The organism is Rhodococcus sp. WB9 (genome assembly GCF_007558985.1).
GTDB classification, from domain to species: domain Bacteria; phylum Actinomycetota; class Actinomycetes; order Mycobacteriales; family Mycobacteriaceae; genus Rhodococcus_F; species Rhodococcus_F opacus.
This window is the reverse complement of the sequence record NZ_CP041769.1, coordinates 4,462,207-4,476,136: the sequence shown is the minus strand read 5'-3', so window position 1 is coordinate 4,476,136 and position 13,930 is coordinate 4,462,207. Positions and strand designations below refer to the sequence as shown.

The window sequence follows — 13,930 nt, the reverse complement described above, 5'->3', positions numbered from 1 at the left end:
CGGCGGAGAAAGCAGCCTACCGGCGACGATGGTTGTCACATGCTGTCGAAGATGCGTTGTTCCGGTACTCCGGCGTTCTGTGCTGCGGTAACGGCGTCGAGGAGGTCGTCGGTGAGCTGCTCGAAGGTGGCCGATCGGACCCGTTCGGGTGGTCGGTCGCTCGGGTGGGTGGTCAGAAAACTGTCCAGCATGGCGCAGGTGTCGCGTACGTGTTCGAGCGCCCGGCGCTGGTCGTTGTTCATCGACGGTCCGGGGTTGGCGTCTCGTGCGGCGCCGTGGGCGAGCGAGCGTGGTCGACCGCCCTCAGCAGGTCGTGCGTGAGTCGCTTGTAGGTGGTGAGCCATCGGTGGTCGACGGGTTCGTCGCGCAGATACGCCGTCAGGGCGGTGGTGTTGTCGCCGGTATCCAACCATCGGCGTAGGTCGGTGGTGCGATCCTGGACGTGCTGTAACAAAGTGTGTGGCGAAACGGGCATCGAGTCTCCTCCGGTGTGGACTTCCCTTCGGCGAGAATGAATTTGGCGTTGCCGTGTGTTATCCGAGGTCATTGTTACCCATACCGGTGCCCGGTGCCAGGTGTTCGCCGGTCTACACCGTTGGCAGGTCACTGCGGAGACCCACCTGAAAACCTGTGATCGCCGGTGCGGGTTCCGTGCGTACGTCGTGCCTGCGCCCGGCGGCCGACATCGGAAAACCCGGTCAACCCGGTACCGCCGCGGGGGTCCCGGGCGGACAATCGAGGGGTACATCACGGCCATGACAGAGAAGGAGTGGAGCGGTGAACCGAACCGAGCTGCCACAGACACTGCGGCGATCGTCGAAGGAGGTGCAGGCGGCCTTCGCGACGGCTCATGAGATGGCCGTTCGGCGGTACGGCGATGGCGAGGAGGCCCAGCGAGCGGCGTACGGGGAGCTCAAACAGAGTTACGAGCTCGTCACCGACCACTGGGTGCCCAAGCAGGACTGATTCTGTCGTTGCCGCACTGGTCGCCATCGCAGTCAGCAAAGGAACGAGTGCGACACGAGTCGACAACGTCGACCGGAAATGCCGCCTGTTCCCGCGCCGGGCGAGGACAATTCCCAGGATGAGCACTCCCGACGACTGGAACGCGAACATCATTGCCGAATTCCGGGCACACCAGGGCCGAGTGGGTGGCCCATTCGAGGGCGCCCCGGTGGTGCTGGTTCACCACCGGGGCCGTAAGACTGGGCGCGATCGCGTGAGCCCGATGATGTATCTACCCGATGAGCAAGGTCCGGACACTATCTACGTCTTCGCTTCCAAGGCCGGTGCCCCGACCAATCCCGACTGGTACTACAACCTCGTCACCGCAGGCAAGGCAGAGGTCGAACGGGGCACCGAGCAGTTCCCGGTGACTGTCGTCGAGGTGACCGGTGACGAACGGGATAGGATCTTCGCCGAGCAGGCGCGCCGGTATCCCGGCTTTGCGGAGTACGCGGAGAAGACCGCGGGCATCCGGACGATCCCTGTGCTGGCGCTGCGCCGCGGGTGACCTCCATCAGATCGGGGCACGTTGCTGTCGAGCGTGGTCAGTCGGGGCGTGATTCGTCGAGCAGTCGTTCGAGGTAGTTCAGGTCCTGGCGGAGCATGGCGATCGCTCGCGCCGGACCTTCCGGGGTCGCCGACTGCGGGTCCGGCTGGACCAGCGAGCGTACTGCCATGTCCGCAAGTTGCGTAGCGATGACGCGGTCGTCGACTGCGTTTCCCGGCTGATGCCACCAGGCGATCCAGTTGAGCATGCCGATGATGGCCAAGGCCGCAGTTCGTGGGTCGACCGGTCGCATCTCGCCGGTGCGGATACCGTCTTCGACGACCTGGATGAATTCCTTCAGCACGTGTCGACGGCTCTGCTCGTAGTTGCGCGAGATGTCTTCGGGTAGTTCGGCTTCCGATCGGACGATCAACTGGAATCGATCTGGGGCCTGCGCCTGATGCAGTGCGATGGCGGTGGCCATCTCGCGGAGCTTTTCCGTCGGACCCAGATCGGTGCGCTCGTTGATGGTATGCAGCAATGCGGCCGGTGTCTCAGTGCTCTCGCAGACCAGGCGGGAGAGGAGCTCGTCCTTGTTGGCCACGTAGTGATAGAGCGCCGGCCGAGTCAGGCCGGTTGCGTCGGCGATGTCCTGCAGTGTGGTGCTCGCGAATCCTCGTTCGGCAAACAGTCGAGTGGCTTGCTCGATGATCTGCTTTTCCACCAGCTCACGGCGAGGGTTGCTGCGGATGCCCGCGCTTTCGGTCGCAGCCTGATCGGTGGAACGGGATTTGCCCCGGCCTCGGGGTCGGCGCTCGTTCGCGGCCTCCTCGCTTGTCATGTCCGAAGGATAACCGGCGCCGGTCACCGGTCGCGTACTCATGTCGAGACCCGCAACCCGGAAAGCGCCGGATCAGCGTCCGACGTCGCCGGATCACGGAAGAACGCGAGGTGCATCCGTACGCTGGCCAAACCTGCTGCGACATCTGCGCGGCAGGAAGTGGGGGCCTCGACGACGACGACTGCGTCCGTGTGGTGACCGAGACGTTCGGCGAAATCGAGCCTGCTGAGCAGCGACGAGCGGGTGGATGGGCCGGTGAGCCACAGAGTTCGCGCGGTTGGTGCAGTCTCGACGAGTGCGGTGGCCTCCGGGCCCCACGCGGAGTCGAAGTCGATGTCGAGCACTGTGGTGGTGGTGGCATCGCGCAGGTCCGCCGGTGCGATCCGATGCTCGAATCGGCAGTCGCCGTGGTCGAGTGGTTGCCCGATTGTCCAGTCCGTGATGTCCGTGTCGGGGATCGCGTCGGCAGGCACGTCCGCGTAGCTCGCCAGGCCCTTCCGCACGAGCGTGGGCGCGGTGTCGTGGAATCGGTTGAGGCTGACCTTTCCGGCGCGGGTCATGTAGGCGATGAGCAGCTGTTCGACCGGAAGTGCCATCCTCTGGGGGAAGGACTCCCACCAGAGTTCGCTGCGGTGCGCGATGCGCTGGAGGTATTCGACGGCGGGGCGGCGAGCCCGTTCGTAGTCCGCGAGCGCGTCGTCGATGTTCGCGGAGGCGGTGAGGGCGTGGTCGAGTGCGATGGCGTCTTCCATGGCGAGCTTGGTGCCCGAGCCGATGGAGTAGTGCGCGGTGTGGGCGGCGTCGCCGAGGAGTACGACGTTGCCGCTGTGCCAGTGCTCGCACGAAATGGTGCGAAAGCGCGTCCACCGGGTGCGGTTTCCGATCAGCCGGTGGTGTTGGAGGGTGTCGGCGAACGCGTCCTGCAGGTACTCGAGGGCGAACCCGTCGCTGGCGGTGGGGGCGGTCCGGTCGGTGGAGACATCGAATCCTGCCCGCCGCCATGTTTCCTCGTCGGTTTCGATGAGGAAGGTGCTGCGGTCCGCGGCGTACGGGTAGGCGTGCGCGACGAAGGTGCCGTGCTCGGTGGTGACCGGAACGAAGATGGCGCTGGGGAGCGCGAAGTCGGTTCCACACCACAGGTAGAGGCCGGCGCCGGTGTCAATGCGGGGCTCGAAGGTGTCGGACATCTGCGAGCGGGTTGCGCTGTTGATGCCGTCGGCGGCGATGATCAGGTCCGCATCGAGCTCTGATGCTTCACGCCGTTCGCCGAAATGTATTTGCACCCCGGCGTTCTGGGCTTGTTGCTGGAGGACCGCGAGCAAGGTGGTGCGTGCGATAGCGAGGAGATCACCGTGTGCCAGCCGGGCGATCTGATCGCCGACCTGCATCGACATTTCGTGGGCGTGCGCGGCCGCCACAATGGCTTCGAGCGATGCCGGGTCGGCTTCCCGCAGGTTCCGCTGGGTGCGAGACGCCAGGCCGACGCCGAAACCGAATGTCTGATCCGGGGGGCTCTGTTCGTAGACGGTCACCTCGGCGTTCGGATGGCTGCGTTTGATCAGCCTTGCGGCATAGAGGCCGCCCGGTCCACCGCCCAGTACTGCTACTCGCTCGAGATTCATGACGAACTCCACTCTCTGTGACGTGTATGTCAAGTATTCTACGCATACGTCGACACGTCAACTTGGTTGTCTCCGTGAGGGGACAGGGAATCGGCCGCCGCGTTCACGGACTTCGGGGCATGCCCGGTCAGGCATGCCCCGAAGGTGTTGAGGTGCGGTGGAACGACCGATCTATGCACCCACGCGACGTGAGTCGGCTTCGTTGGCAACCTTCGCTGCGATCTCGGCGCGCAGTCGTTTCTTGTCGATCTTGTTCACGTTCGTGTGTGGCAAGGTCGTCACCCACTCGAGCCGTTCGGGCCACTTGAATTTGGCGACCCCGAGCTGCGCCAAGTGCTCCTGAATGTCGTGTAGCGGCAAAGCTTCTCCGTCGATCGACACCAGATATGCGCAGGTCTTCTCTCCCAGCCTGGGGTCGGGCATGGCGACCACCGCCGCGTGTGCGATATCGGGATGCTCGAGCAGAAGCAGTTCGACTTCTTCGGCGTTGATCTTCTCACCACCCCTGTTGATGAGATCCTTGATCCGACCCTCGATCGACAGATAACGTGCACCGTCGATCACCGTGATCGCGCCGAGGTCCCCGGTGCGGTAGAAACCGTCGGCGGTGAAGGCGTCCCGGTTGTGGTCCGGGGCGTCGAAATAACCGGGGAGCGTGTAGGGGCCTCGGCAGCACAGTTCTCCGACCGCCCCGTCGCCGAGTTCGTTCTCGGTGCCGGGTTCGAGGATGCGTATCTCGTCGTCGGACGAGATAGCGGTACCCACTGTTGTCAGTCGGGCTTCTGCGGGGGCGTCGAGTGGGGTCACCGTGAACAAGCCCTCGGCCATGCCGAACAACTGCCCGGCCCAGCGTCCGGTTCCGTCGTCGACGCGCTCGAACAGCTCGTGCGGAACCTTGGCGCCGGAGAGGATGACGCGTTCGAGCCAGGCTCCAGCCTGGTCGAAGTCCGGACTCAGCACGGCCTGGTAGTGGCCGTGCCCGATGAGGACCTCGGTCGCTTTCGTCCGCGCCATGAGCTGGAAGGCGGTCGGGGCATCAGCGGTGGCCAGGACCAGGCAGGCGCCGACCGAGTGCGCGGCGTGGAGCCCGCACGAGATGCCGGCGTTGTGGATGATCGGGATCAGATGTGCGACCCGGCTGTTCTCGTCCCATCCGAGTCGCTGTGCATACAGCAGCGCGTTGTTCCAGTATTCGGCGTGGATGCGTGGGATGACCTTGGGAACTCCGGTGGTGCCACCGGAGAGCTGGAACGCAACCACGTCGCAGGCGTCGGTGTGTGTTGCGACCTGCTCGACGATGTCGTGCGCTGTGTGGGGATCGATCTCGAGACCGAGATCTTCGAGGCGAGTCACGTCGTCCCGGTCGCTGATCTCCGCATCGCCGACGGTGATGATGTGCCGCATGGTGGGATGGCCGTCGGCGTGTTCGCGGGCGAACTCGACGAGATCGAAGGTGGGCAGATTCGCCTCGACGAGGTGCGCGACGGCGCCGACCTTGCGACTGATGTGTCCGATCTCGTGCATGCGGTGCGCGGCCAGCGTCGCCACCGGGACCAGCCCGGCCTTGATGCAGCCGTACCACGCGAGGACTGTCTCCAGACGGTTGGTGAGCTGGAAGATGACGGGATCGAGTCGCTCGAGGCCGAGCCGGATCAGCCCGGCCGCGATCTGGTCCGTGCGACGATCGAGTTCTGCGAAGCTCATCTGACCTTCGGCGGTGATCACGGCCGGTCGGTCCGGGAACCGGGTGGCGACCTGGTGTAGCCGCCGCCCGGTGGGATCGGTGCTCCACTCGCCGCTGTCGCGGTAGCGGCGGGCGCGATCCTCGGGGAACGGAACGAGGCGCCCACCCCAGTCCGAGAATGTCACCTTTGTCCTCCTCTTCTGGTACTGATCGCAATTGTCCGGCACATCACCGCTCCGCCACCGCGGGCAGAAGCCGCGCCAGGTCGAGGGCGTGGTCGGGGTGATCAGCCGGCACGATGCACGAGTAGATGGCGGTCCAGCAGCCGGGGCAGCACAGCTGCCGGAAAACCACCGGGGTGTCGACATACTCGGCGGGGTCGGAGGTCACCTGTGGACCGGCGGTCGACGACGGGCCCTCGAACCGAGCGAGATCGAGCGTGGTGTTGTTCTTGTCGTCGCCGAGGAGACGTCCGCACTGGGCGCAGGCGATCGCGCGGGTGTCTCCGACCGTGACCTCGGCCAGGTTGTCGTCGAGCCTGCGAGCTCCGGTCAGGTCGAGTGTGGGGGCATCGGTGAGGGTGACACCGGAGCGCTCGCGCCGTTCGGTGCGCATCTCCTCGCGCCGCTGTGAGGTCTGTCCCTCGTCGACGTCGCCGTCGACGAGGGCGACGCCGTAGACGGTCTCGGCACCGTGTTCGGTGACCTTGCCTTCGCGGAAGTCGGCTGCCACGGCGGCCGGGTCGCGCAGCAGCGGATCGCCGTAGCCGCCGCCGCCCTGCCAGTGCATGTACAGCACCTCACCGGGTGCCACGTAGCTCTCGGCGTAGCAGGCTCCGAGTTCCCGGCCGCCGCCGAGATCGTCCAGCGCGTCGGGGATACGGCCGGCGGCGAACTGTTCGACGATGTCGGTGCCGCGGGCTAGGACCTCGACGCCGGTGTTACCGGGGTATCCGCCTGCAAGACCGTTGTTCTGGGCGACGGCCTTGCCTGCCGACGCGAGTACCAGGCCCATCGGCAGGCTGGTGCCGTACGGGGTGATGGCGATGGAGGCACTGACACCGCCGCGCTGGCGTCCGGGTCCGCCGGAGTCGGGTTCCTCGCGGCGCCACAGGGTGAGCAGAGGGTAGAGGAATTCGGTCATCTCGGTGTCCGGGATGCGGCCCATCGGGATGCAGAAGAGGCCACCGGTGTCCATGCCATCGGCGGTGGGGCGTGCCCCGTAGCCGCCGGCCATCGGCTCCATCATGATGTTGAGGAACGGCACCGACTGTTCGGGTCGCTCGTCGAGTCCGGCGATCACCGCGGTATCCCACGTGCCGCAGCACGCGGCCTGCACGCTCTTGCCGAGATCGACCGACCGGTCGAGCATCTGCGACAGGCATTCGGCGATCAGGGTGCCAGTGAGCCACGCCGGTCCGATCGGGCCACGGCTCACCGCCGCCGGGAACGTCGCGTTGTTGATGGTGCCCTCCTCGGCGACCAGATCGAAGCAGCGCATCAATCCGCCTGCGGACCAGGGGATGTCGCCGGCGAGGATCGGCAGGATCGCGAGCATCACACCGCCTCGCATGCCGGCGTACGTGCAGTTGATGACGCCGGTCTGCGGGTCGGTGCCGGTGAAGTCGAAGGTGAGGTGATCGGCGGTCTTGGTCATGGCCACGGTGATCTTGTGGATTCCGCGGTCGCCGACTTGCGACTGGTCCTGGTAGCCGGTGGCCTTCCAGGTGCCGTCCGGCAGTGATGCGAGCTTGCCGCGCAGGCGCCCTTCGGCGTCGGCCATCATCCGCTTCATCACGGCCTTGACGGTGTCGGCACCGTACTGCTCGATCACCGCGAGCAATCGGTTGCGGCCCACGGTGTTGGCGCCGATCTTCGCGCGCAGATCGAGTCCGACGAGCATCGGCACTCGCGAGCGCCGCACCCAGGCGTCGGCGACGTCGCGCTGGAGTTCGTAGTCGCGGACGACCTTGATCGGTGGGGTGGGCAGGGACTCGGAGAACACGTCCTGGGCGGAGGGGTCGAACGAGCCGAGCCCGGATCCGCCCAGGTCGGGTTCGTGACAGATGGCGCTGGTCCACCCGAACAGCTTGCCCTCGTGGAAGATTGGCTGGTAGACCATCACGTCGCTCTGGTGCAGTCCACCGCCGACCCAGGGGTCGTTGCACAGGAACATGTCGCCCTCGGTGATACCCGGGTTGGTCGAGCGGTGCTGGAGGGTCCAGTAGATGGCGAGGTCGACGGCACCGACGAGCATGGTGTTGTACAGGCCGACCTGCACTTCCTGGCCGATTTCGTCACTGATGGCGAAGTCGAAGTCGTTGGCGTCGGTGACGATGGGGGAACCGGACATCCGCTTGAGTGCCTCACCCATCTCGTCGGTGACCGACCACAGCCGGTGCCGGATGACCTCGTAGGTCAACGGGTCGAGGTCGTCGATCTGCTCTTGGGTGACGGTATGGACTTCCAGTGCCGGGGGAAGTGATCGCGAGAGGGCGTCGGGGTCGATCGGTCGGCTCGAGAAGACTTCGGAGCCGGGAATCTGTGCGGTCATGAGTGGTGCTCCTACTGGGCGACGATGGTGAGATTGCCGAGGCGGTCGACGGTGCCGGTGGTGCCGTGGGGGACGACGACGGTGGTCGTGGGGACCTCGACGATGGCCGGGCCGGGCAGGACGTGTCCGGCGAGTAGCTTGCTGTAGTAGTAGACGTCGGTGTCGACGTAGCCGAGCTTGCCGTCGAGGCAGACCTTGCGGGTGCTGATCCTCGCGGCGGAGGCATCAGCGGAGTCCGCGGACTTCAGTTCCGGCAGGGTGGGGGAGAACGGCAGGATGCCGGTGGCCCGCACCCGGTAGGTGATCGCTTGGATGCCGGCCTCCCGGAATCCGCTGTCCTCTCCATAGAGTTCGGCGTACCGCTGCTCGAACAGATCCGACGCCCGCGCGATCTCCTCTGCGTCGAGGTTTCCGGCCGGAATCGGGGTGGCGACCTCGGCGAGCTGCATGCTGTAGCGCATGTCGATCTCACGCTCGATCTCGACGCGCGTGAAGGTCAAACCCTGCCGGTTCAGTTGTTCGAGCACCTGGTTCTCCAACTGGGTGAAGTTTCGATCGGCGCGGGTGGGATCGAGGGGCATCGCCGCCGGGTCGGACAATTCGGCGGCGAGGACGATGTTGGACGAGGCGAGACCGTATGCCGAGAACGCGGAGGCGACCTGGCCGAGCGGGACGATGACCTCACCGACGCCGACCTCGGCGGCGTAGGCCGCGCAGTGGGCGGGGCCGGACCCGCCGAAGGCGTAGAGGACGAAGTCACGCGGGTCATGTCCGGCCTCGACGACGGTCTTGCGCAACAGGTCGCCGGTCTGGGCGTTCTGGACTGCGTAGATGGCTGCGGCAGCGTCCTCGATCGACAGTCCGAGGGGTTCGGCGATTCGGGCGCGGATCGCCTCCCGCGCGAGGTTCTTGTCGAGCGGCTTGCGGCCGCCGAGCAGGCCCCGTTCGGGCAGGATCCCGAGCACCAGGTTGGCGTCGGCGTTGGTGGGTTCGGTGCCGCCCTGGCCGTAGCAGGCGGGCCCGGGGACGGCCTGGGCGCTGTGGGGGCCGATTTGCAGGTTGCCGCCGGCGTCGATCCAGGCGATGGCGCCGCCCCCGGATCCGATGGCGTGTACCTCGAGGGTGGGCACGTTGATCGGATGGTGGTTGATGATCGTGCTGGAGGAGCGGACGGGATCGCCGTCGACGACGAGGCCGACGAGGAAGGTGGTGCCGCCGACGTCGGTCGCGATGATATTGCGATGGCCGAGTTGCCCGCCGAGGGATACCGCCCCGACCACGCCACCGGTCAGCACCGATCCGACGGTGCTGATCGCGTTCTTCGGTGCTTCCGCGGCGGCGACCGCTCCGCCGTTGCTTTGCATCACCAGCAGCGGTCCGGCGAGGTTTCGCTCGCGCAGCTTCGATTCCAGTTCGCCGAGGTAGTCCCGGAGCCCGGGGCCGATCTGGGTGCTCATGATGGTGGTCGCGTTGCGGGCGAACTCGCGGATACGGGGGCTCACCTCGCTCGACAGAGAGACGAACATCGTCGGGTCGATCTCGTGGACGAGTTCGCGAATGCGCTGTTCGTGCGCGGGATTGCGGAACGACCACAACAGTGAGACCGCGATCCCCGACACCCCCTCGGCGAGGAGCACACGGATGGACTCTCGGGCAGACTCCTCGTCGAGGGCGACGACGACATTGCCGTCACGGTCGAGTCGTTCGGTCACCTCCAGGGCGTGCTTCTTCGGGATGAGACCGTGAGATTTGCTCTGCCCCATGACATTTTGCAGCTGCTCCGGTGAGCTTCCCAGATACCGGCCCTCCACGTTCATGATGTAGATCGAGTCGCGGTGCCCCTTTGTGGTGAGGAAGCCGACTGGGGGCACGTTGCCCATGACGAGGGCATTGAGTGACGAGGTGGTGCCGTGCGCGATGTGGTGCGTGTCGGCCAGCATCTCCTCGACCGGGCATCCCAGTTGTTCGGCGAGTGCCTCGAGAACATCGATGACGCCGCGGGAGTAGTCGGGCGGGGTCGAGGGAGCCTTGGCGGCGAGAACAGTGCCGGCACTGTCGTCCAATACCGCGTCTGTGAACGTGCCACCGACGTCCACTCCGATTACATATGCCATTGCCGCTGTGCTCCTTCGTCCTGGGGGAATGCGACGGGGGGTGAGGTCATCCTCGAACACTCCTTACGTCAATGTCGAGTATTCGACGTGTCTGGTGACATGTCAAGTGTCGAATGTGAGTAGCGACACGAAAGTGAGTGGACTGCGACCAGTCGGTTCAGGTGTGCGGTGGGGCGATCTTCGAGCGGAGTGCAGACCGGCCGCGGATGCCCTGTGTCGTCGACGAAGACGGTGACTGTGCAACCGGAGGGCCGGACCTCGTCGCGGAACGTGCGCGGACCAGGGGTAGGCCACTGGGGTGGTCCGACCTGTGCGAAATGTAGGGCGAGCGTGAAGTAGAGCAGGGAATACTCCAGGCGTCCGGCCCATGTCGTGGCCCTCGAGCGGTGGGCGGCGCCGCCACCCACCCATCCCATGCGAATGCCCGCTCATATGGTCATCGGATCATCCTTCCTCGCGCGCGTTCATGCTGGCGGCCGACGGTGTGTGCACGTTGTTCTGGCATCGAGATCGCGTCCGCCGTCCGGCGGGGCTTGACGAATCATCATTGGCGTCGAATACTCGTCGTGAACGTAAATCTCCGTAAGCCGGGGTGGTGCTCTCGCAACCACCGCCCGGGCATTCCAGATCAGAAGGGCTACCTCATGGGCATTCACCGCATCGGGCTCGTCGTGCCGAGTTCGAATGTGACGGTCGAGACGGAAATGCCGACACTGCTCAACCGGCATGCGGACGAACAGTTCTCGTTCCACTCGAGCCGGATGCGGATGCAGGCCGTGTCGCCGGAACAGTTGCGGGCGATGAACGCTCAACGGGAGCGGTGCATCCTCGAGCTCGGTGACGCGGGCGTCGACGCCATCCTCTATGCGTGCCTGGTCGCCCTGATGTCCGTGGGTCCGGGGGAGCACCAGCGCGTGGAAGGCCTGGTCGCCGAGCAACTGGCGGCCGGCGGTTCCGACGCGGTAGTCCGCTCCAGCGCGGGCGCCCTCGTCGAAGCGCTCCACGCGATCGATGCGAAGCGAATCGTCCTGGTCACCCCCTACATGCGTCCCCTCGCCGAGCAGGTCGTCGCCTACATCGAGGCCGAAGGAATTCAGGTATCGGATTGGCGCGCCCTCGAGGTCGCCGACAACGCCGAGGTCGGCTGCATCCCCGGTGACCGGGTCATGGACGCCGCTCGATCACTCGACCGCGCCGGAGTCGACGCGCTGGTGATCTCCGCGTGCGTCCAGATGCCCTCGCTCGACCTCGTCCAGGCCGCCGAAGACGAGTTCGAATTGCCGGTGCTCTCGGCCGCCACCGCCGGCGTCTACAGCCTGCTGCGAGCCCTCGGCCTTCCGGTCGATATCCCGGGAGCCGGTGGTCTCCTGCGTGCCGATGCTCCGGCCGCTGCCCTTCAGTAGCCCTGAATCCATTGGAGTTCAACATGTCCGAACAGAAACACACGGTCAAAGGCGTCGACCACGTCGCCTACCCCACATTCGACCCCGCCGCGACCGTCAAGTTCTACCGCGACGTTCTCGGGTTCCCCGTCGTGCACTCGATCTGCGCGGCCGGCTGGGGCCCGGAAAAGCACCCCGACTTCATCCACTTCTTCTTCGACATCGGCAACGACGACCGGCTCGCCTTCTTCTACTACTTCGGCCTCGAACCGTTCGACGGAGGCCCGCAGGGCGACTCGTATTCTCGCTTCACCGAGGACGTACCCATCTTCTTCATCCGCTCCCGCCACCTGGCCATCCACGTCGACAGCGAAGACGACCTGATGGAATACCGGCGGCGTCTCGATGGCAGCGAATGGCCCGTCGAGATGCAGATCCAGCACGAGACGATCGAGTCGATCTACACCCACGACCCCAACGGCTACATGATCGAAATCACCCGGGCGCTGCGCCCGGTCACCCCACAGGAGGACCTCGACGCCAACATCACCATCGACGCCCTCGTCGACGTCGTGTCCGGCCCCGAACCGAGCATGGCCGCGCTACTCACCCGCAAGGCAGAGCTGATCGTCGAGCGCGCCGAGGCCTGGCAGCAGAAGCAGGACGAGAAAGAAATGGTGAGCAACCGATGACCACGCTGTTCGTCCTCGATGTCCCCGAGAACACTCCGATCGCCGCAGTCGCGGGACAAGACCCGGCCGTGATGATCGATCGCGTCGGACCGTATTACCGAATCGTCTCCGACGCCCCCATCGTGATCGACCGACGGGCGACCAAAGTCCGCCACGCGGTGTGGTACAGCGGCGTCGCCGGACTGCACCGGTCCCGAATCACCCAGTGGGACAAGGACGCCATACGAATCGAGCCGCGATGACCGAACAAACTCAGCGGCTCGGCGCGGGACGGTACATCGACGCCGCCCGAGCCCCCGACACAACCGTCACTTCGGTGCACGAACTCACCACCGCGGACGGAGCGAAGATCTCCGGGGTCCTGCGGGTCGTCCCCGGAGCCCGCACCGTCGTCGCACTGATGCACCCGCGCCAGGACCTGGCCCACCACGTGCTGGTGCCCGAACTACTCGCCCGCGGGTTCGCGGTGTGGACGCAGGGCACCCGATCGGTCAACAACGACATCTCCCTGGTGCACGAGCAGGCCCTGCTCGATGCTGCGGCCGGGCAAGTGTTCCTGCGGGAGAGGGGTTTCGAGCACGTCGTCACCCTGGGGCATTCCGGAGGCGGCACGCTGTTCGCGTTCTACCACCAGCAGGCCGGACTACCGGCGGGGGAGCGGCTGACCCGCACCCCCGCCGGCCGGCCCATCGACCTGGCGGGCGCGCAGATGCCGCTGCCCGATGCAGCGGTGTTCATGGCGCCGCACCCAGGGCAGGGTGCGCTGTTGCAGCGGTTGATCGACCCCTCGGTCGTCGACGAGGCCGACCCCCTGTCCGTTGATCCGCGGTTGAACCCGTTCGATCCCGCCAACGGATTCGCCGAACCGCCGCACAGCTCCTCGTACTCGCCCGAGTTCATCACCCGCTACCGGGCGGCGCAGCGTGAGCGCATTGCCCGCATCGACGCACTCGCCCGGCGACGCGTCGACGAAGCCGCCGACGCGCGTCGCCGCTACAAGAGCACTTCCGACCCGGCGGATCACCGCGCCGCGCTCGCACCCCGCGTCCTCACCGTGTACCGCACCGACGCGGATTTGCGGTTCACCGACCTGTACCTGAGCCCGAACGAGCGGCCCTACGGGTCACTGTTCGGCCGAAGGCCGGACCTGACCAACTACGGACTCGTCGGCTTCGGACGCTTCGTCACCCCGGACGCCTGGCTGTCCACCTGGTCGGGACTGAGCAGCAACGCCGACTTCCTCCGCTGCGCCCCTGCCCTCACCGCGCCGTCCCTGTTCGTCGAACTCACTGGCGACCAGGCCTGTTTCCCTGAGGACGCCACATCCATGGTCGATGCCCTCGGATCGGCGGACAAGACCCACGTCCGCGTCGCCGGCACCCACTTCGGCGGCCCGATCCGCGATGGCGCCCCCACCGGCGCCACCCTGGCCGCCGCCGACATCGGTACCTGGTTGGCGACCCGGTTCGCCTAGACATTCCCCAGCCCCCCGGTGGCCCCGCCTGGCCCGCATTCAGCGGCGCAGGCGGGGCCACTCCCTCTCCGAGCGG

The 13,930-nt window shown here is 66.2% G+C and carries 13 protein-coding genes; 6 read left to right on the top strand and 7 right to left on the bottom strand.

The window, feature by feature from the left end; translation table 11 throughout:
* Positions 1 to 35: 35 nt before the first annotated feature.
* The gene (locus FND50_RS20675) at positions 36 to 242 is read right to left on the bottom strand and encodes a hypothetical protein (RefSeq protein ID WP_005261917.1); all 207 of its coding nucleotides are present in this window, start codon (positions 240 to 242) and stop codon (positions 36 to 38) included.
* Complete coding sequence (locus FND50_RS20670) at positions 239 to 475, bottom strand: hypothetical protein (protein WP_260850561.1); 237 nt, start codon at positions 473 to 475, stop codon at positions 239 to 241. Before FND50_RS20670 ends, FND50_RS20675 begins: the two co-directional genes overlap by 4 nt.
* 302 nt (positions 476 to 777) lie before the next feature.
* Between FND50_RS20670 and FND50_RS20665 the strand changes: the two genes are divergently transcribed.
* Together FND50_RS20665 and FND50_RS20660 are read left to right on the top strand one after the other, a co-directional pair.
* On the top strand, positions 778 to 966 hold the full coding sequence (locus FND50_RS20665; protein WP_144286915.1) for a ChaB family protein: 189 nt from the start codon (positions 778 to 780) through the stop codon (positions 964 to 966).
* Positions 967 to 1,084: 118 nt separating this feature from the next.
* Positions 1,085 to 1,513: a nitroreductase family deazaflavin-dependent oxidoreductase gene (locus FND50_RS20660; RefSeq protein WP_005569020.1), complete on the top strand. Its 429-nt coding sequence runs from the start codon at positions 1,085 to 1,087 to the stop codon at positions 1,511 to 1,513.
* A gap of 37 nt (positions 1,514 to 1,550) precedes the next feature.
* On the opposite strand, the gene FND50_RS20655 is transcribed toward FND50_RS20660, so the two are convergent.
* From FND50_RS20655 to FND50_RS20635, 5 genes are all read right to left on the bottom strand, one after another.
* On the bottom strand, positions 1,551 to 2,375 hold the full coding sequence (locus tag FND50_RS20655; RefSeq protein WP_144286914.1) for a TetR/AcrR family transcriptional regulator: 825 nt from the start codon (positions 2,373 to 2,375) through the stop codon (positions 1,551 to 1,553).
* Entirely contained in the window at positions 2,372 to 3,955 is a 1,584-nt protein-coding gene (locus FND50_RS20650; protein WP_144286913.1) for an FAD-dependent monooxygenase, read from the bottom strand. Before FND50_RS20650 ends, FND50_RS20655 begins: the two co-directional genes overlap by 4 nt.
* A gap of 171 nt (positions 3,956 to 4,126) precedes the next feature.
* Complete coding sequence (locus FND50_RS20645; RefSeq protein WP_144286912.1) at positions 4,127 to 5,824, bottom strand: (2,3-dihydroxybenzoyl)adenylate synthase; 1,698 nt, start codon at positions 5,822 to 5,824, stop codon at positions 4,127 to 4,129.
* A 43-nt stretch (positions 5,825 to 5,867) separates the two neighbouring features.
* Positions 5,868 to 8,192 (bottom strand): hydantoinase B/oxoprolinase family protein, encoded by a 2,325-nt coding sequence (locus FND50_RS20640; protein WP_144286911.1) that lies wholly within the window; start codon positions 8,190 to 8,192, stop codon positions 5,868 to 5,870.
* 11 nt (positions 8,193 to 8,203) lie between these two features.
* The gene (locus tag FND50_RS20635) at positions 8,204 to 10,306 is read right to left on the bottom strand and encodes a hydantoinase/oxoprolinase family protein (RefSeq protein ID WP_144286910.1); all 2,103 of its coding nucleotides are present in this window, start codon (positions 10,304 to 10,306) and stop codon (positions 8,204 to 8,206) included.
* Positions 10,307 to 10,950: 644 nt separating this feature from the next.
* Between FND50_RS20635 and FND50_RS20630 the strand changes: the two genes are divergently transcribed.
* Genes FND50_RS20630 through FND50_RS20615 form a run of 4 tightly spaced genes read left to right on the top strand, consistent with a single transcriptional unit; the run spans position 10,951 to position 13,854 of the window.
* Positions 10,951 to 11,709: a maleate cis-trans isomerase gene (locus tag FND50_RS20630; protein WP_133984014.1), complete on the top strand. Its 759-nt coding sequence runs from the start codon at positions 10,951 to 10,953 to the stop codon at positions 11,707 to 11,709.
* A 23-nt stretch (positions 11,710 to 11,732) separates the two neighbouring features.
* Entirely contained in the window at positions 11,733 to 12,380 is a 648-nt protein-coding gene (locus FND50_RS20625) for a VOC family protein (protein WP_005261903.1), read from the top strand.
* Positions 12,377 to 12,622, top strand: coding sequence for a hypothetical protein (locus tag FND50_RS20620; protein WP_144286909.1), 246 nt, complete (start codon positions 12,377 to 12,379; stop codon positions 12,620 to 12,622). The genes FND50_RS20625 and FND50_RS20620 overlap by 4 nt, the downstream gene beginning before the upstream one ends.
* Positions 12,619 to 13,854 (top strand): alpha/beta hydrolase, encoded by a 1,236-nt coding sequence (locus tag FND50_RS20615; RefSeq protein ID WP_144286908.1) that lies wholly within the window; start codon positions 12,619 to 12,621, stop codon positions 13,852 to 13,854. Before FND50_RS20620 ends, FND50_RS20615 begins: the two co-directional genes overlap by 4 nt.
* Positions 13,855 to 13,930: the final 76 nt, after the last annotated feature.